This window comes from Paenibacillus sp. FSL H8-0283 (assembly GCF_045040675.1).
GTDB classification, from domain to species: domain Bacteria; phylum Bacillota; class Bacilli; order Paenibacillales; family Paenibacillaceae; genus Paenibacillus; species Paenibacillus amylolyticus.
Genome location: NZ_CP150295.1, coordinates 392397 through 411695 on the forward strand (window position 1 = coordinate 392397; position 19299 = coordinate 411695).

A 19299-nucleotide genomic window follows, 5' to 3' on the forward strand; every position below is an offset into this window, starting at 1 on the left:
CCCGGATTTTCCCCTATGGAAAAGGGAATCGAAAAATCTGGGGATAACAGCGATTGGAAGGTTGTTCTGTCATCGTAGTGTCAGTGTAACTAATCTTTAGTTCAACGACTACAGCTTGAATTGTTCCACCAGCTTCTGTAGCTTGTGAGCCAGATGGGCAAGGGAATCAGCAGAGGATGATATCTCCTGCATGGAAGCCACTTGCTCCTCCGTAGCAGCAGAGATGTTCTCCGTTCCATCGGCATTGGTTTCCGATATGGCGTGGATCTGATCAATGGATTGCACCACTTCGGCTGTACTTGCAGACATCTGTTGTGAGGCGGCTGCAATGTTCTCAAGCTGATGATTGACGACCCCAACAGCCTCACTAATCTGGGCAAAAGCTTCATCTGCAAACTGAACGGCACGAATGCCGTTGCTTACATCCTGTTGCCCGATCTGTACATTGTGATTGGCCATTGAAATCTCCTGTTGAATCGCTCCGACCATCTCTACAATCTTCTGGCCGGACAGGCTCGATTGTTCCGCCAGCTTGCGGACTTCGCTGGCAACAACGGAGAAGCCGCGTCCATGCTCACCTGCACGTGCTGCTTCAATAGAAGCATTGAGAGCAAGCAAATTGGTTTGTGCAGCGATATCTGTAATGACAGATACCATCTCACCAATGGATGTGGAATGCTGTTCAAGTCGTCCAGCAGTATCTGCCATACCTTGCACAAAGCGACTGACGGAACTCATCTCGGATACGGCCGTCTGCATGGTAGCATTCCCTTTATCCGCGAGCTCACTTGCTTGCATGGCAGCTTCGGATACTTGCTGTGTGCTGTTCGTTACCTGTCCCACACCTCCAGCAAGTTCATTCATCTGCAGTGCCGTATGTTTCAGGCTGCTTGTTTGTTTCTCAAGTCCAGCTGCGGATTCTTCCGTGATTAGGGCGACTTGCTCTGTTGCTTTGGTTGTCTCCGATGAGTTGACTGCCAATTGTGTGGATGAGGCGGTTAACTCGTCAGCTGTGTGTCGCACGTCCTGAATAACGGTTCGCAAGGATTCGCTCATCTTATTGAAGCTGGTGCTCAGCTTGCCGAATTCATCCTGTCCCAATACAGCAACCTCGATGGTCAGATTACCATTACTAATTTCGTCAGATGCCTTCACCAAGCGGTTCAGTGGTTTGGTGATTGATTGCACAATCCAGAAAATAATGATGGAGCTTACCGCAATTGCAATCGCGACAACAATAAGTGTGGTATATAGGATCGGACGGACAGAAGCCGTCACTTCCCCACTGTCAATGACACCAACCACGGTCCAGCCCGTCGTTTCATTGGTGGAGAAAAAGGCGTGTTCCTGGTTTCCATTTAGTGTATAGGTCAGACTTCCGTTTTTCTGTGCAAAAATATCTTTATAGGGTGCCATGGTTCCTTCGGTCCCCGGTTTTTCGGTAGGATGTACAATGATTTTATTGGCATTATCAATGATATAGATATAACCCTTCTCGCCAATCTTCGTGGAGTTAACCGTCTTCGAGAGGGCTTCAAGCGATAGGCTGACAGAGACGACACCATGGCCATCCGCTGAGGTCTGAGCTACCGAAGCAACAACATTGCCGGTATTGCTTGATAAGTAGGGGGTGATTACGGTAGGGACATCTTTGTTCTGCGTAGCAGCCTGATACCACGGGCGTTCGCGCGGGTCATAACCTTCTTTGTTCACCGCAGTTACAGGGGAGTTAATATACACGCCCTGATCGGTACCGATGGAGGCAAGTTCCACGTCATCATGCGTTTCCTTGTAAGCGTCGAGCAAGGTACGGATGGTATCGGTTTCGTCACCCTGATTGGGTCCGACATTGCCTGCATCCAGCTGACTTGCCAGGAAATCAACATTTTTGCGTGTTGCACCAATGATCTGGTCAATAGTTTGGTTGAGCACAGTAACACTGCTGATCGCGTTCTCATACATTTTCTCTTCAACCTTGGCATCAGCTGTTTGGAACGAGATAATGCCCAGACTAATGGTTGGAATGAGCAATACAATGGCAAATGACAAAATTAGTTTCTCTCTCATCTGCATCGTTCTTTTGACCCCTTGTTTACGAATTTTTTTCATACACATTCCCCCCTCTGTGTAACCCATCCCCATGTCTAGTGGACAAGCCCATCTGGTAAAAGATATTTCATTCCATCCTTTCCAGAAGTTTCTGGTGCTATCGTATGACAAATTTCGCGTTTATTCAACATAATTTATGAGTTTCGCGAAAATATTTTTCGATTTTGTAGGTATTTAGGATTACATCTGTTCTATAAAAAGTAATCTGTCTCTCCCTTAGTGCACATCTTGTGGTATATTTCTGAATTATTGTGAAGTGAATTCTGCAAAATGTGAAATCCATAAGACATGTAACTGGTCATGTTGAATACACAAAGAAGTTGTTTTCATGAAGAGTGGACCTTGATGGATCTACATCCATATATATCGGTTTATGGGGACTGAAATTGGAGAGGGGTTGTAAGGCAGTTGGACCAAAGTACACTACAGATATCTGGACAGGAGAACATGGAAGAGGTCCAGGATCAAGCTACATTCATGCAGGGGGTCAAAGATTGTATCCCAACCCTGCTTGGTTATTTGAGTATTGGCTTTGCGGCGGGTGTTATTGAAATGACCGCAGGTCTGAGTCTGGCGGAAACGGCACTGCTCAGCCTGATTTTATATGCAGGATCGGCTCAGTTCATTGCAGCAGGCATGCTCGCATCGAATGGATCAGCAATAGCCATCATGTTCACCATATTTTTTGTGAATCTTCGCCATTTGCTGCTCAGTGCAGCTGTATCGCCGTATTTTCGGCATCTGACCCCGCTTAAAAATATGTGGATTGGTTCATTGCTTACCGATGAGTCTTTCGGCGTGGCGATGACACGTGCGATTGGCAGGGAAAGGCTTAGTGAACGCTGGATGCACGGTCTGAATATTACCGCATATCTGAACTGGTTCGTGGCTAATATGGCGGGAGCGTATTTTGGACGCTGGATCACTAACCCGGAACGACTGGGTCTGGATTATGCCCTGCCAGCGATGTTTATTGGACTGGTCGTACTCCAGTTGGTGCATCGCAAAAACAAAAAAATACACATTAATGTGGCTATTATCGCCGTTGTCTGTGTAATCTTCGCCAGCATGGCTTCACTTGGCAGCATGAGTGTCATTGTGGCTGCGGTCATTGCGGCAACGATGGGAGTGATCATGGAACGATGGAAGTAAGATGGGATGTTTTCTGGATTATTATGGGTTCGGCGCTGTTAACATTTATCCCGCGTGTACTGCCATTGATGCTGTTCAGCAAGATACAGATTCCGATGTGGTTGTTACGCTGGCTGGAGTATGTACCCGTAGCGGTCATGGCAGCGCTGATTGGTCAGGAACTGTTCATGTCGGGCAACCAGTTAGTGCCGATTACGCACAATGCAGCTCTGTGGGCCTCCCTGCCTACGATTGCAGTAGCCATCTGGACACGCAGTCTGCTGGGAACCGTAATGGTCGGTATTGTGGCTATGATGATACTGCGATATTGGATCGGATAATTGCTAGGAGAGTCATATGATGGCGAAACTCAGTGATGAAAACGCTATTTTCTATTGTAGCCGAAAGGGATAAAATGAAGACTGAGGTGTACAGTGTTTCCATTTTGCACAAGAGGAAGGAACGATTTCAATCATGAGTACAAGTCCATCCGTTATATTGTTTCAGGGAGACTCGATTACAGATGGGGGAAGATCACGCAATGATGATCCAAATCATTTTCTCGGACACGGGTATGCGTATCTGATCTCCAGCAAACTGGGTATGGAACTGGCGGGCAAGCAAAAGACCTTCTATAACAGAGGCATCAGCGGGGATCGGGCATCGGACCTGTACGCACGCTGGAATGAGGATACCATTAGTCTAAAACCGGACCTGATCAGCATCCTGATTGGGGTTAATGATGCCTGGCGCACGATGAATGGTGAACCTAGCGGGGTAACGGATCGTTTCGGACGGGCGTATCGCCATTTGCTCGAAGAAACTCGGGAAGTGATGCCAGATACGGGGCTGATTTTGATGGAGCCGTTTATTCTGAGAACCGGAGCGACTGCGGAGAAATGGGAAGCCTGGGAAGAGTATGTCGGTCAATATCAGAAACTGGCCCAAGGTCTTGCTGAAGAATTTGGAGCTGTGTGGGTACCATTGCAGCAGACGTTTAATGACGCTCTGAAACAGGCGGATGCAGCGTACTGGTTGTGGGATGGCGTACACCCAACCGCAGCAGGTCATGAGCTGATTGCACGCCAATGGTTGTCTGTTGTACAGAATTCTTCGCTTGCGATTGTGTGATAACAACAGCGGACAGCTAGGATATGGGCAACAGCATTATAGGTATTCAGGATTAATTGAGGATGAGGATATAAGATAGTTAAGAATATGAGATAACCATAAAAAGCCTGTGGTGACAGGCCGAATTCAACGGAGGACCTGACGAAGGTTCTTCGTTTTTTTTGGTTAGGAAGGAGAAGGGAGTACCGTCGTGGAAAGGGTTCTAATGGATAATTCTTCAAAAATGCTATCATATCCGGTAAAATGAAATCGATTACATTATAATATGGGCATGACAATCCATTAACGAAGAGTGGTGAATCCAGTGGAAGATTCCATTCACGAAGTCGAAAATGAAAATATAAACCAACGTGGTACTGAGAGCAGAGCATTGAGTTCCTTAAGTGCCGACAGACTCTTGGAGAAGTTATCCCGGCCTGAATTGGCTACGTTATACACAGACTTGAAGGCTTACGGTGAACGTGCCTTGAATGAACCCATGCCTTCCTTGTCGTTCCGTCTATATCGACAGTTCAGCGATACGGGTGAGCGGAAAGCCTATGAAGAGGCTTATTTCGATCGAAGGGGCAGACTTGCTGCTGTGGCGATGCTCGCCTTGGACACGGCTAGGACGGATGCCCTTCAAGCGCTGGAAGAAATGTTGTGGGACGTGTGTGGTGAGTATACGTGGTGTTTACCCGCGCATCTGGGTACGGGAGAGGTCAACCAGGTGAATGGGAACATCGATCTGTTCGCCGCAGAGACAGTACATATGCTGGCCGAGATTGTGACCATTCACGCCGAGCGGCTGGATCGCCTTGTCATAGAGCGGATCAGGTCTGAAGCAGAGCGGCGAATCTTCATCCCGCTTTACCAGGAGCAACGGAAGTTCCATTGGCAGACAGCGGATCACAACTGGTCGGCGGTCTGTGGTGGCTGCTGTGGCATGGCCGCATTGTTGCTTTTGGAGGATGAGCTCACACTACAGAAATCGATCTCCCATACGGTCAGCTGTATGAACGCATTCTTGAGCGGATATGGCGAGGATGGCGGCTGTGCCGAAGGCATTGGATATTGGGTATATGGATTTGGTTATTTCACCTATTATGCCGAGATGCTTCGTGAGTACAGTGAGGGCGAACTAGATCTGCTAGCGGGTACCAAAATAGCAGCCATCGCAGCCTTCCCGCTGCGAGTTCATTTGTCAGGTGGAACATTCGTAAATTATTCGGACAGTGCCGAGCAGGAAGAGATCCCTTCCGGATTGCTTTCCCTGCTCGCATCCCGATTTGGGTTGCAGGTGGATTTGCCGCTTCATATTCCACTGCTTACCGATGATCCCTGTCATCGCTGGGCTCATCTGTTGCGGAACGTGATGTGGAGCGATCCGCCAGTGTACGGTGATGAAGGTGCCTCTGGGCAGGCTGAACGAGGATTTATTTTTCAAAATCTGGGATGGATGATTGCAAAAGGACCATTCGATTCTCCGGATACAAAACATGCGAACGGCGCACCCCTTCATGTGGCTATTTCCATTAAAGGCGGGCATAACGATGAACCTCACAACCATAATGATCTGGGGCAGTTTATTATCCATTGCGGTGGTGAGAATATTCTGTGTGATCCAGGAGCAGGGTTGTATACCCAAGTGTATTTTGCGCCAGGCAGAGAGCAACTGTTCCACATCTCGTCATCCGGGCATAACGTTCCGCTCATTGAAGGCCAGGAGCAATGCTCCGGTCGGCAAGCGCAAGCCCATGTGTTAGAGGCAAAGCTGGCAGAGGGTGGCGGTGAGCTGGATACTACATTGGATCTGACATCCGCATACTCTGGGGCAGCTTCACTGGCTCGTTATACGCGCCAATTTCATTGGAAGATGGCTTCTGACGGGAGCGGGAATGGAGCGGAATTGCGTCTCATTGACCGTTTTCAATGGAAGAGCAGGGTGGTGTCTTCGGCAGAACGATTCTCTTCGGTGGATGAGTCAGATGCAGGATGTTCGAGCGTAGTGGAGCGCTGGATGAGCAGAGTACAACCTGAGGTGGTGAAGAGCGGTAATCTTCGCTGGCAAGGTGCACATGGGGCGATCCATATGACGTATGATGCGAACCAGTGGAAAATTCTTACGGAGAAACTGGACACAGTTGATCATGACAATGTTCCAGTCACATTCTATCGGACGTCACTATCATGGACAGGTGCAATTGATGAGACGGATGTTCGGACAGAACGCCCTAATCCGCTTGAAACGATATGTGAGGTACGCTTCATCATTGAACCGAAAATGGGAGAAACCGAGGTGAGCATGCGTGAGTAAATATACATCTGCGTCCACGTATCCATGGAAAGACGAACTCGAACATTACCGTACATTGGCAGAACAAGCGGGCCCCCCTCCGGCAGACGGCTGGAATAGGGAGCGCAAGTTGGCACTTGTTGAAAGTGTTGTTCGCGCTTACACACCATATCAGGACAGCCAGGGGGCAATTATCGACCCGTTCTCGGGTGTGGAGAGATATTATTCTACACCGGCCTATGCGATGGCTGCGGCAGTTCTGGTTGATGCAGGGCGTACAGATTTGCTCCAATCGGCAGCAATAGCCCTGTCACAGAGCATTGATACCGTGGTCAATGGTAGCGTACCTGACAATCACCCCGATTTTTTTCCGGTTCTCATGATAAGAGCCTATATGTTGTTGAAATCACACCTGCCTGAACATGCACAGATCTGGGCTGAGGCACTCAAGACAATCAGTCCTGAACAAGATTATGTATTTACGATGAGCAAGATGAACAATCCCAATCGCATGATTAACTGGAACGCCATTATGATCTCTGGCGAATATCTGCGGTGGCATGAACAGCTGGCGAATGAGGGTACTGCGTGGATGGATCGTTATCTGGAAGCCTATCATCTACCCCGGTTTACGGCCCTTGGCTTGTATCAGGATGGACCGCTGGACCGTCCAAATTGTCCATATTCCTATGATATTGCCACCCGTTATCACCTTGGGGTGATGCTTGAAGCTGGTTACGAGGGAACCACTGCCGATACGTTACGTGAGCAACTGCGCCATGGTGCCTTCAGCTCGTTACTGACGCTCTCGCCGCTAGGTGAGATTCCACCGCGTGGTCGCAGCTCCCAGCATCAGTGGAATGAAGCGGCGGCGGCTTATGTATGCTCCACACATGCAACGCAGGCTCTGAAGGCGGGAGATCGGGTGATGGCGGGTGCTTTTGCACGTGCGGCCAATCGGTGTTTTGCTGCTGTTGAGCGCTGGAAGATGGAAGATGGACGTTTGAAAATCGTACGCAATGAATACGCGCCAGAAGATCGGCACGGGTACGAGATATATACCAACCACACCTGTTACAACCTGTGGACGGCAGCAGCGCTTGCTCACGCTTGTCTCAGTGATCCGGGAGACGATGTGAGCGAAGTATACCTTCCTTCCGAGTTAGGCAGCAGGGTTCTGCAGACCGATGGGTGGTTTGAAACTGTGATTGCTTCCATACCTGGTCAGCAACTGGTATTACACACGGCGATGAATGATCCGTATACGATTCCTGGTTTGGTACGGATTCAACAGACGGGGTTACCTGGTCTGATTGGTCCGTCGGCTGCCAGCCATGTGCAGGCCGGGTTCACGGAATTTGCCGAAGGGGCGGTTCGTCCGCTCAGTTACTGTCCTGCCTGGAAGACACCAGATGGGGTATGGCACAGTCTTGCAGAGGGGATTCCATCCGGTGGTGCATATGATCGGGATGTTGGATTAGACCCTGCTCAGGGAGGTGGTTCCATTGTGTATGAGAAGGTGGACCCTGATACACGGAACCAAGTGGAGCAGCATCTGGAGGAAAGAGCGGCAGAAGATGGCGTGAACGCCTTGGAGAATGCTTTTGCCGTGACATGGGTCGGTCCATTACCCGGAATTAAAATATTGCGTACCCATTATGTACAACAGGCGGATGTGCTGACTATAACGTATGAATTCGAAGGAGAGATCGCTGCAGCAGGGGCACTCATTCCGTTGATGTTCCATGATGGTCGTGAACAGGCGGTAATTACCCATACGGATCATAGCGTACGAACGAAGTATCGGGGGGCGTATGTAGAATCCACTGCGCTGGATCAGGGAGCCATAATTCATCTGGAGGAACAGGCCGTGGCCTCCCGTAATGGTTTACTGAAGGAAGCCCGGATTGAAGTGAACGGAGCACGTAGGTTGTCATTTGCGATCCGATTGGGCGAGGTTAACTGAAGGTGTTCAGGTTGAGGATCATTAGATCTCCAAACATCTCAAAACAGCTCGAAGCATAGTTAAAAGTGTTATTCGTGGATGATTAGTGATATTTAACGGATAGCTATTGCAGTTACGGCATACGACGCTATAGATAAGTTGAGGATGACCTGGAGCATCAAGCATAGATGTCTGGTATTGAATCGAGGAGGGATTATGTTCATGAACACATCAACGTCGGTAAAATGGCTCGAAGAAGCGTGGCAACAGGGCGTTGCCAAGACAATTCGGAATGCAAAGCGGATCAAGGATACATTTCCACACATTGCCCCGCAGGGGACGTATGACCGGAATGATCCGGAATGGTGGACAGCAGGTTTCTGGCCTGGATTGTTATGGCTGGTCTATGAGGATGCTCCGGAAAGTGAAGCGGTCGCTCCGCTACATCGCATTGCCGAAAGCTGTGAGCGGCAACTGGAAGGTTGTCTGCGTGATCCCGAATCGGTGGATCACGATCTGGGGTTCATCTGGCTGCTTAGTGGCGTAGCCAACTATCGCCAGACGGGTAGCATGGATGGACGGCGGCGCGGAATGCTTGCCGCCAACCTGCTCGCTGCCCGGTTCCACGTGCGCGGTGAGTTCATCCGCGCCTGGAACTTCAGCTCGTCAGCAATGGATACGCGCGGCGTAGCCATCATTGACAGCATGATGAACCTGCCGCTGCTCTACTGGGCATCCGAGCAGAGCGGCGATCCTCGCTTCCGCTGGCTGGCGGAAGCACATGCGGACACCGTCGCGCGCGAATTCATCCGCGCTGACGGGTCCATCTGCCACGTGGTGGAGTTTGATCCACACACGGGGCAGAAGCTGCGAGAGCATGGCGGACAGGGCCATGCTCCAGGTTCCGCCTGGGCGCGGGGCACCGCCTGGGCGTTGCACGGGTTTGCGCTGTCTTTCCGGTATATGGGCGAAGCCCGATATCTGGAGACAGCGGAGCGTGCGGCCGATTTCTTCCTCGCCATGCTTGGCGAAGAGATCGTGCCGGTGTGGGATTTCCGCGCACCTGCGGAGCATCAGGTGGCGTGGGACTCGTCCGCTGCGGCGATTGCCGCGAGCGGGTTGCTTGAGCTGGCGAAGCTGTCGCCACGCGGGGAGATCTATGCTGCCGCGGGAGAACGTATCGTCCGCGGGTTGCATGAGCACTATAGCTCTGGCGACTCGGCAGCGGAAGAAGGTCTGATCATGCAGGGAACGGTGCATTACCCGGAAGGGCGAGGGCTGAATGTGCCGATTATATACGGCGATTATTTCTATATGGAAGCGCTGGCGAAGCTGCGTGGACATGCGGGGTTATTTTAAAAGAAGAATTGAGAACTACGGGCTGGAAGAACTGAAGGGGAGAACGGATTAGTAAGGTATTAGTGTTGTGAGCCTTCGAATTATTTCATTAGATTCAACTAGTTAACCAGTTATATATTCAGTATTTATTGTCAGTAGCGTCATTAGCAAACCATCATCACCTGTCCGCGTGAGACTGTCTCCAGTATCAGGAACGATATTCCTTCTATTGGAGACAGAGTATACCTAAGCTTGAGCTCTGGATAGAAAATTAAGGTGAGCGGACAGGCAGATGGTGTACATAATTGAAGGAAGACAAAAGAAGTATCTGGCCTATGAATATTCATTCTTACGGGTCCAGTTGGGGTGCAGACTTAGCTATGCTCTACTGAAAAGATCAATTTTCACTTCGAAGGTGTACGTCTCAGGATGACAAAGTCGGCAGAAGATTGATCTGGATAGCGCTGCGGAATAATCTCATGAACTTTGAAATCAGGATAGTCGAAGAGATATTCAAACAGATTACGGTCCTGAATTGTATCAATCCCCGGGTTGCCGTTTTCTTTCAAACGGGTGTAAAGCACCACCCATGCTGTTGAGGAGTGCAGAATATCATAGAGGGTATTACGAAAATCCGTTTCATCCGTGATGTGATATAACACATCGAGACAGACCGTCAGATCGGCTTGCAGGAAACCACGGTTAATCCATAGGCCTGGTGTATACAGCATGAAACTCTTGGACGAATCCTTGGCAAATTGGGAAGCACAACGCTTTACGGAAGAAGCCGCTACATCCACGCCCAGGTAGTCCTCATAATTCATGTATTGCAACTGGTTGCCATCCCCACATCCAAACTCAATGACACGATGAATCCCTTCACGTTGAATCAGTCCGTTCACGACCTCGGCCTTGAATTCAGCCAAAACCCCGTATGAACCCCTCCCAGAAGTTTCACCCGAACGATATGTTTCCTCCCAATACCCGATGTAATCAAAAGGCTGATGCATTATGTTTCCTCCAATCCTGTTAAAAGAAGTTCAAGACTGCCAATATACATAGGTATGCGCAATATTCGCAGGTATGATCGGTTGAAACAGGAATAGAAGATAAATTAATTTCCATAGAATTCCCTGAAAATTTCCTGAAAGTCTAAACATCTGGAAAGAACTTGCCGACATAAAACATAAGGAAAAAAATGATGATAATCGGGGGGAAATGATGTTAAAGCCAAGATTGACCAAGTACATGGTGATGATGCTGGTGTTGATGCTGAGTATTTCCAACGTAGGCTTGGCCGCTGCGGCAGATAAAGAACTGTCCAAAATTGTGGTTTCCAAGAATGAGATGTCGCTCGAAGTTGGTGATTCTGGGTCTGTTACGGTGACAGGGGTATATTCAGACAATACCTCGGCTAATGTAACGATTAGTACAACCTGGAGTAGCGAAGATACTTCGATAGCAACTGTATATAATGGTGCAATCACGGCCAAAAAAGAAGGTAAAGCGACGATTACCGCAGCTTACCAGGGCCAGAGTCAGACCGTTCAAGTGAAAGTAACGAAGAAGGTCAAAGCCCTTTCGAAAAACGTGCAAAGTCTGGATTTGCGCACGGGAGATACAAAAGAAATTATTTTGACAGCAACGTATAGTGACAATGAAACAAATAATGAAGCAGCAAGTACTGCAGAATGGTCTACCAGTGATGAGAAGGTTGCTACCGTGGTGAATGGTAAAGTAACTGGACAAAGCGCGGGTACAGCTGTGATCACAGCCAAAGTTGGCAGCCAAAGCGTGACGGTGGATGTTAACGTTGAAGTGGTTAAACGTGTAGATGTAGATAAACAGCAAGTTAACTTGCTGTTGAACAAAAGTGAAAGTGTGAAAGTGACGGCTACGTATCCAGATGGTACAACCAAAGATGTAACCGATCTGGCGGAGTGGACATCCAGCAATGAGAAGGTCGCAGATGTTCTCAAAGGCGAAATTACAGGATACTCGGCAGGTTCTGCCAAGATCACAGCCAAATACGGTACGAAATCTGTATCCGTTGACGTGGATGTGGATCTGACCAGCAAGCTGAGTGTGGAGAAACAAAGTATTTTCTTCCGTTTGGGTGGGGACAAGAATACAGCCAATATCGTATTAACGGCTTCTTATCCAACCAGTAGCGATGTGAATGTAACGGATCAGGCGACATGGACATCCAGCAACGAGAAAGTTGCAACGGTATTCAAGGGGCAGATTACAGCCATTAGCGCAGGTTCAACAACGATCAAAGCGACCTATAGTGGAAAAACTGTAGAAATTGCTGTAGATGTAGATACGGCAAGATATCTGGATATCAAAGATGTAAATGACAAGCTCGCCATGAGTGTTACCGGTGATAACAAGTCTAAGACATTGGTAGCCAATGCCGAATATATTGATGCCAGTACAGAAAATGTAACTTCCAAAGCAACATGGACTTCAAGCAATCCAGATGTCGTATATGTATCAAACGGCGATCTAATTGCATACAAATCCGGTACGGCTACGATCACTGTAGCTTATGGCGGTAAAACGGTTAAATTCACAGTGAATGTAGACGTAGCAGACAAGTATGAGATGGACAAGAAAAAAGCATCGGTAGCCGTTGGTGGAACGACTTCTGCCAAAGTACTGGCGTTGTATGGTGAAACATCCAAAGATGTATCTGAAGATGCAACTTGGAGCAGCAGCAGCGACAAAATCGCTGAGGTAGATAGCAAAGGGGTTATCACAGGTGTTGCTACAGGTAAAGTAACCATTACCGCGAAGATTGAAGGCAAAACACTGACTCTGCCTGTTGAAGTAGGTATGGCTAGTGGACTGGAAGCAGATGTGAACTTCGTTGTTCTGTCTGCCAAAGAAACTCAGACGATCCTTCTAACAGGTACGGATGAGGACGGCAACACGTTGGATGTTACATCCGAAGCAACCTGGAAATCCAGCAATGCACGTGTAGCAGATGTGAAAAAAGGCGTGATCACAGGTAACAGCAGTGGTAAAGCCAACATCACAGCAGAATACGGCTCCAAAAAAGTGACGATCCAAGTTGAAGTGGATGTCATCACACGTATTGAAGCTTCCGAGCCGGTTCTTTCCCTGAAATCAGGCGATACAGCTGATCTGACGGTAACTGCCTTCTTGAGCGACGGTAGCGAGCGTGATGTTTCTGACAAAGCTGAATGGAAAACGAACAGCTACAAAGTAGCTCAAGTGACCAAAGGTAAAGTCAAAGCTACAGGTTCAGGTAAAGCCAAAATCACAGCAAAATACGGCAGCAAGTCTGTAACGATTGCTCTAGATGTGGATACACTGAAATATTTGCAGACGGATAAAGTAACGTTGACCATGAAACCTGGTGAAAAGGTAACCGTGGCTGCAACTGCAACGTATGCCGATGGCAGTGAAGCTGATGTATCCAAACCGGCTCTCTGGAAATCTTCCCGTATTGCAACAGCATCGGTGAAAGATGGAATCATTCAGGCGAACGGCAAAGGTAAAGCAACGATTACAGTAACATTTGCAGGTGTGAAAACCAAAGTAACGGTAGTGGTTGAAGCGAAGTAATTGCTTTTCCAAATGTGAGTGTGAAACGCGCAAATAAAACGGTGATGCCAGCTAATAGCTGGCATCACCGTTTTTTGTTTATAAACTAGGCATGTCTTCAAGCGCTAACGAATCTGAGACACGTTATATCGGAAAGTACAGTCTGTTATAGCACTTTTGTCAGGTATTTTTGGTGAATAACGTGTCTGAGATTCCTTACAATTTATAAAGAGGATCTAAAGACCAAATAAGACGTCCTGAGTTCCTTAGAAAATGAAAATAATCTAGCCATTCGCCAACGTCCAGAACCCTCGCATACACCATCCTATTACAGATGTATAACCAAGTGATTCTGTGACGTTCCCCGTATGTTCTACTACTACATCGTGTGAGACAGTACCAGCGCACCATAGGCAAAAGCGATCACAATCAGAATGGCCGGATGCAACTTGGTTTTGGTCATGACCCAGAGCGAGATGCCTGCAATGATCAACGTCTGCCAGATGCCGATGGAATCAGTGGACAGCTGCCCGAATTCCCATGTGAGCAGAATCATGAGTACAGCGATAACAGGCTGTACGAGTAGAGTCATACCTTTGACTTTTGGTGACGTGCGATGTTTGTTCAACAGACGAAGTAATATAATTAGTGCGGTTGCGGAAGGCACGATTGTGGCAAAACTTGCGATAAATGCCCCAAACCAGCCTGCTACGTGGTACCCGACAAATGCAGCAATTTTGGTTGCAATCGGGCCGGGAAGGGCGTTACCAATCGCCAGTACATCACCGAATTGCTCGGTGGTCATCCATTGGTAGTGGTTCACAATCTCTTCCTGCATAAGCGGGATGGAAGCTGGACCGCCCCCATATCCCAAGATGTTTGCTACGAAAAATCCCCAAAATAATTCCCACCAGGTCTGGAGCATCCTTAGGACACCCCCTTATCGGACTCGCCTTTGGACTTGAAGCGCTGAACCAAATCCAGATGGAAGACACCATATCCAAGGAAAACTGCGATCACAATCCCCGGATGGATATCCAGCAGCTGCAATAGTACAAAGGCAATTACGCCGAATAGGGCGGCAAAAACTTTACCAAGTCCCTTCCAGGCTTTCATGGCAAATTCATAAGCCATCATGCCCAGCATGACAAAAATGACTGGCCTTACGGCGGCTACCATGCCTGCTACCACTTTCGACTCGCGTAGCGCGTACATGGAACCGAGCAGAGCAATAATGGCAATACTTGTCGGCAAAATATGAGCGAGTACAGACACGATCGCGCCCAGCACACCTTTGGTTTTATAACCGAGATATGCGGCCATTTTGGTCGCGATGGGACCCGGCAAGGCGTTGGCGATAGCCAAAATCTCGCCGAACTCCTCATCACTGACCCATTTGTAACGCGTAACGGCTTCGTAACGGATTAACGGGATCACCGAAGGGCCGCCGCCATATCCGAGAATTCCGGTTCGTACCATTCCGATGACGAGACCGTTGTAATCTTTCCAACCCATGCTGATTTCCTCCTAGAGTCTCATGCCCATCCGGCTTTTATAACGTTTCAACAATAGCTGTGATTCCACTTTGACGATACCCGGCATCTTATAGAGCTTCTCCAGCAAAAACTGCTCCATCTCTTCCATATCCGCAAAAATACCGTGCATGTGCAGTGTACTCGGGCCTGTCATATGATAAAGGCTGGTGACGGCTGGCTCTTCATCCAGTTTCTCAGCGACTTCATCCAGGAAGGGCGGTTCGACATCGACATTGAAAAAGGCCGAGACTTGAAGCCCAACTTTGCCAGGGTTGATCACAACGGTGAAGCGTTCGATGATTCCTTTTTCGGATAACGCATTGATGCGCGCCTGAACGGCTACACGTGACAACCCGATCTGTGTACCCAGATCCGTATAGGATATTCGGCTGTTGTGGTGAAGCGCGGCGATGATTTTGCGATCCATCTCGTCCAGATTGTACATTTGTGGAATTTCTCCTCCTTTGGAGGAGCGTTTCTCTGACATGTTGACCATCCTTTTCTCTCGCTATATGAAATAAACAATAAAATTTTACTAAACATACAATGTGTATGTGGCATTCATAGTTTAATGACGAATCGTAACTGGAGTCAATCTATTTATCATGATTATTGAATTTAACCGATTTTGAGCCTTCATTTTGTCATTTCGACCAATCGGAAATAAAAAGACCACTCGCATAGTCCAATAGCGAGCAGCCGTTAAATAATAGATAAGCTGGAGTAAAGCACAAAGTGTGATACGAAGCATGTACGGTTATCCCTGTGCTGTCTTGGGCAATAAAAGGGTAACGGTAGTCCCTTCGCCAGGCTCGGAAGAAACTCTCAACGTTCCTCCTGCACCACGGGCACGCTCTTCCATACTAAACAATCCAACGCCATTGCCAGCGGTTGCTTCGCTGAATCCAGCACCCTGGTCTTCAATAATAACCATCGTCATGTTCTCAGCGTCTTCTATAGTAACACGTGCCTCGGCAACATCGGCATACTTTGCGACATTGGTTAAGGCTTCCTGAATAATTCGGTAGATGGCTATCTCCCGGTTCATCTCCAGTCGTTTGCGCAAATTACATTCCAAATCAACTTCAATCCCGTAGTGTCGGGTGTAATTCTCGATATACGTACGAATCGCCGGAACAACACCCAGGTCATCCAGAACGGATGGTCTCAGCTCCCATGCCATACCGCGTACATCTTCCATGATACCCGTGACCTGCTTACGAAGTGCTTCAACCCCGGGGTGAGGCTGGTCTGCCAGCAGGCGATCCATCTGAATCACCAGAGAGAAGAGACTCTGTCCAATCCCGTCATGCAGTTCACGCGAGATCCGGCGTCGTTCCTCTTCCTGAATATTCATCACTTGGGACATCATCTTTTGCAATTCGGCTTCGACGGATTTCAGCTTGGTGACCTCGCTGCGTACAGCTAGGTATTGATATGGCTCCCCGTCGTTATCAAGGAAAGGCACGATGGTGGTGTTGACCCAATAATGACTGCCATCTCTGGCACGATTGAGAATTTCCCCGTTCCATACCTTACCTGAGGATATCGTGTCCCACAGGTTTTTCATAAAGCTTTTGCCATGGTATCCGGAATTAATGATTCGATGATCCTTACCGATCAGTTCCTCGCGCTCATACTGTGAGATTTCACAGAATTTATCATTCACATACTGGATTTTACCCTTGCGGTCTGTCAGGGCTACAATGGAGGATTCATCCAAGGCAAATTTCAGATCACTCAGTTGATGCAGGGAACCCTTCAACCTGCTGCGAAATTCATTATCCGTAATGTGATTATCGATTTCGTCCAGCAGGAGGCGTACGGGCTGGTCTGCGAGTCCACTTAATCTGTTCTTGCGTGCACTACTCAAAGTTCAGCAACCCCTTTTTCATAGCGAACTTCACCAGTTCCGGTCGTGTACGCAGGCCAAGTTTCTCCATCAGATTGCTTTTGTGGGATTCGACCGTTTTGACACTGATGATCAGATGTTCGGCGATTTCCTTGTTGGCGTAACCCTTGGCAATCCAGGACAAAATCTCTTTCTCCCGCTCGGATAACGTGTCATACGGTCCGGCGTTTTCCTGTTTGGCTTTGTCCAGGTATTCACTCATCAGCCGCTTGGTTGCACTGGGGTACAGATAGGCGCTACCCTCTGCTACGGAACGAATCGCAGCAAGCAATTCTTCATGCGGCGCACTTTTGAGTATATATCCGGATGCTCCCGCATGGATGGCGCGGAACAGATATTCTTCATCGTCATGCATGGTTAGTATCAAAATGGAGACATCTGGCATCAATTTCTTCAATTCAGCCGTAGCGGTCAGACCGTCTTTGCCTGGCGGCATGCTGAAATCCATCAAGACTACATCTGGCTTCAACTCTTGAGCCTTGGCAATGGCTTCATCGCCATCTGCGGCATCTCCAACGATATGTATATCATTCTTTCCTTCAAGTAAGGCGATCAGCCCGGAACGTACGACAACATGGTCGTCTACAACTAATAGTTGAATCACATGATTTCCCCCTGTCCGCTTCCCTAGTTCTATCTATATCATAACAAAAAAAGAAGCCATTCAGAGCTTTAATCTCCGAATAGCTTCTCTCACGCTCTAGTTCAAACTTTTATCCAAACACCTTCGGCTGAAGATGTAGAGCTACTTGCTCCGTCTGCCGGATCATGTCCGATGAGAAGGTGCAAGGCAGTCTGCTGCCAACGAGCAGCACGGCGCCAGGCACGCTTCCTTCCTGGAACACAGGTACCGCTATGGCACATACCAGCCGCTCAGCAAGCATTAACGGGCAACGACCGGGTGTATGCTCTCCGGTGGATTGTGCATCAGATCGAGCTGTGCGTCCAGTCCGAAGGGCTGTGCCCACCAGATCTTGTCCGGGGCGCATTTCCATGCGTTTCACCCGTTCATTACTAGCCCCAGAGGTATACTTCCAGCGTAGCATCGTCCCGTTCAGACAGGCAAGTCCACAGAAGTCGCTGGATGTGTTCAGGCGCAGGCCGTCGATCATCTCCTGAATGCCAGATGGCAGTTCATCATGCATGAGAGGACACTTCCTTTTTCGAAATTATAACGTACGTAACCTGTAATTATTATCATTAACCTTTTAGGATCATCTTAAAGTAAGGGTATTACAATGTTAATTCTATTGTAGACCCTTTCTCGTACGTTGTAATTCAGGGAAAACCCCTATTTCCGTTCTATAATCTACTGAACTTAGGCAGTGGAGGACTCCTGAATCAGGTGCACCAAGGGATTGAAGAAATGCGAAGGATGAGGCATATCGGTGAAATGTGACTTTTCTCACAGCAAATTCAGGGAGTTTCTCGTTAATGATCAGGTAATCCCCCGATAACCCTCGCGCTACTTTCGCGGTATGATGGATACATAAGGAATCACCGAGGGGGACGAAGGTTATGGGTACAGTATTTGTAGAAAGAACAACCCAGAGAGCAGAGCAGAAACAAACGGAGGCGGGCAAAATGACACGAGAAACAGGCGGAATCCTTTCGTTCGTTACATCTGAGCAATGGGGCCTGATTGAAGCAAAAATGCAGCCCAAACGGGTGAAGTCGGGGTATAGTCTCTTTCTCGAAGGCGATGAAGCCGGATATCTGTACTACATTCGTTCGGGACGAGTGAAAATGACCAAGTCGACGGAGGATGGCAAGGAAATTATTTTATCCATTCAGCAAAGCGGCGATCTCATCGGTGAATTCGGTGGCATCGGCGGATTGAATCATAGCTACAGTGCAGAGATGGCGGAAAAAGGGGAACTGGCCATTATCTCGCTTAGCGATCTGGAAAGTATACTCAGCAAACATGGCGACCTTGCCTTGAAATTCTTGCAATGGATGGCACTGTCGCAGCGGATCACCCAGTCGAGATTCCGTGATTTGCTGCTCTATGGCAAGGCGGGTGCGCTCGCTTCGACACTGATCCGTGCCAGCAATTCGTATGGTAGGGTTACACCGGATGGTATTGTGCTGGACATGAAGCTGAACCATACCGATCTTGCCGAGATGATTGGAGCTACCCGGGAGAGCGTAACGCGGATGCTGGGGGCATGGAAGGAACAAGGTACGCTGGATATGATGGACGGCAAACTGATGATTCGTGACCTGGCAGCCCTGCGTTGTATGTGTGGATGTCCTACATTCCCGAGCTGTCCGGTAGAGCTGTGCCGACTGTAAAATAACTTGTTCCGGTGTTCCGAGTTGAGGGAAGCACAACGGTTGCATTCCCGAG

At 48.5% G+C, this 19299-nt stretch carries 16 protein-coding genes; 8 read left to right on the forward strand and 8 right to left on the reverse strand.

All coding sequences use genetic code 11. From position 1 onward, the window contains the following. Positions 1-108 precede the first annotated feature (108 nt). Positions 109-2109, reverse strand: a complete 2001-nt coding sequence (locus tag MHI52_RS01915) for a methyl-accepting chemotaxis protein (RefSeq protein ID WP_282319636.1) — start codon at positions 2107-2109, stop codon at positions 109-111. 447 nt (positions 2110-2556) lie between these two features. Here MHI52_RS01915 and MHI52_RS01920 point away from each other — a divergent pair, with 447 nt between their 5' ends. From MHI52_RS01920 to MHI52_RS01945, 6 genes are all read left to right on the forward strand, one after another. Then, entirely contained in the window at positions 2557-3261 is a 705-nt protein-coding gene (locus MHI52_RS01920) for an AzlC family ABC transporter permease (RefSeq protein ID WP_405159347.1), read from the forward strand. After that, complete coding sequence (locus MHI52_RS01925) at positions 3252-3581, forward strand: AzlD domain-containing protein (RefSeq protein WP_036616530.1); 330 nt, start codon at positions 3252-3254, stop codon at positions 3579-3581. The genes MHI52_RS01920 and MHI52_RS01925 overlap by 10 nt, the downstream gene beginning before the upstream one ends. Before the next feature lie 133 nt (positions 3582-3714). Further along, on the forward strand, positions 3715-4371 hold the full coding sequence (locus MHI52_RS01930) for an SGNH/GDSL hydrolase family protein (RefSeq protein ID WP_047840427.1): 657 nt from the start codon (positions 3715-3717) through the stop codon (positions 4369-4371). 295 nt (positions 4372-4666) lie between these two features. Continuing rightward, entirely contained in the window at positions 4667-6667 is a 2001-nt protein-coding gene (locus tag MHI52_RS01935; protein ID WP_405158335.1) for a heparinase II/III family protein, read from the forward strand. Further along, positions 6660-8612 carry a glycosyl hydrolase gene (locus tag MHI52_RS01940; RefSeq protein ID WP_405158336.1) on the forward strand — a complete coding sequence of 651 codons (1953 nt, stop codon included), beginning with the start codon at positions 6660-6662 and terminating at the stop codon, positions 8610-8612. The genes MHI52_RS01935 and MHI52_RS01940 overlap by 8 nt, the downstream gene beginning before the upstream one ends. A 201-nt stretch (positions 8613-8813) precedes the next feature. After that, positions 8814-9950, forward strand: coding sequence for a glycoside hydrolase family 88 protein (locus MHI52_RS01945; RefSeq protein ID WP_405158337.1), 1137 nt, complete (start codon positions 8814-8816; stop codon positions 9948-9950). A 383-nt stretch (positions 9951-10333) separates the two neighbouring features. Here MHI52_RS01945 and MHI52_RS01950 read toward each other — a convergent pair whose 3' ends face one another. After that, positions 10334-10939: a methyltransferase domain-containing protein gene (locus MHI52_RS01950; protein WP_036616541.1), complete on the reverse strand. Its 606-nt coding sequence runs from the start codon at positions 10937-10939 to the stop codon at positions 10334-10336. A 208-nt stretch (positions 10940-11147) separates the two neighbouring features. Between MHI52_RS01950 and MHI52_RS01955 the strand changes: the two genes are divergently transcribed. After that, positions 11148-13523: an Ig domain-containing protein gene (locus MHI52_RS01955; protein ID WP_405158338.1), complete on the forward strand. Its 2376-nt coding sequence runs from the start codon at positions 11148-11150 to the stop codon at positions 13521-13523. A 358-nt stretch (positions 13524-13881) separates the two neighbouring features. On the opposite strand, the gene MHI52_RS01960 is transcribed toward MHI52_RS01955, so the two are convergent. The 6 genes from MHI52_RS01960 to MHI52_RS01985 all read right to left on the reverse strand — a co-directional run bounded on the left by MHI52_RS01960 (position 13882) and on the right by MHI52_RS01985 (position 18094). Beyond that, a complete protein-coding gene (locus tag MHI52_RS01960) occupies positions 13882-14427 on the reverse strand; it encodes a chromate transporter (protein ID WP_017691072.1) in 546 nt (181 codons plus the stop codon). 2 nt (positions 14428-14429) lie between these two features. Next, a complete protein-coding gene (locus tag MHI52_RS01965) occupies positions 14430-15017 on the reverse strand; it encodes a chromate transporter (RefSeq protein ID WP_017691071.1) in 588 nt (195 codons plus the stop codon). Positions 15018-15029: 12 nt separating this feature from the next. Beyond that, on the reverse strand, positions 15030-15524 hold the full coding sequence (locus tag MHI52_RS01970; RefSeq protein ID WP_036616550.1) for an Lrp/AsnC family transcriptional regulator: 495 nt from the start codon (positions 15522-15524) through the stop codon (positions 15030-15032). 270 nt (positions 15525-15794) lie between these two features. Beyond that, positions 15795-16910, reverse strand: coding sequence for a PAS domain-containing protein (locus tag MHI52_RS01975; protein WP_127548054.1), 1116 nt, complete (start codon positions 16908-16910; stop codon positions 15795-15797). Beyond that, positions 16903-17553 carry a response regulator transcription factor gene (locus tag MHI52_RS01980; RefSeq protein WP_017691068.1) on the reverse strand — a complete coding sequence of 217 codons (651 nt, stop codon included), beginning with the start codon at positions 17551-17553 and terminating at the stop codon, positions 16903-16905. Before MHI52_RS01980 ends, MHI52_RS01975 begins: the two co-directional genes overlap by 8 nt. 109 nt (positions 17554-17662) lie before the next feature. After that, positions 17663-18094, reverse strand: coding sequence for a GAF domain-containing protein (locus MHI52_RS01985; RefSeq protein ID WP_076319582.1), 432 nt, complete (start codon positions 18092-18094; stop codon positions 17663-17665). Positions 18095-18467: 373 nt separating this feature from the next. On the opposite strand from MHI52_RS01985, the gene MHI52_RS01990 reads away from it, so the two are divergent. After that, complete coding sequence (locus MHI52_RS01990; protein ID WP_235193905.1) at positions 18468-19244, forward strand: Crp/Fnr family transcriptional regulator; 777 nt, start codon at positions 18468-18470, stop codon at positions 19242-19244. Positions 19245-19299: the final 55 nt, after the last annotated feature.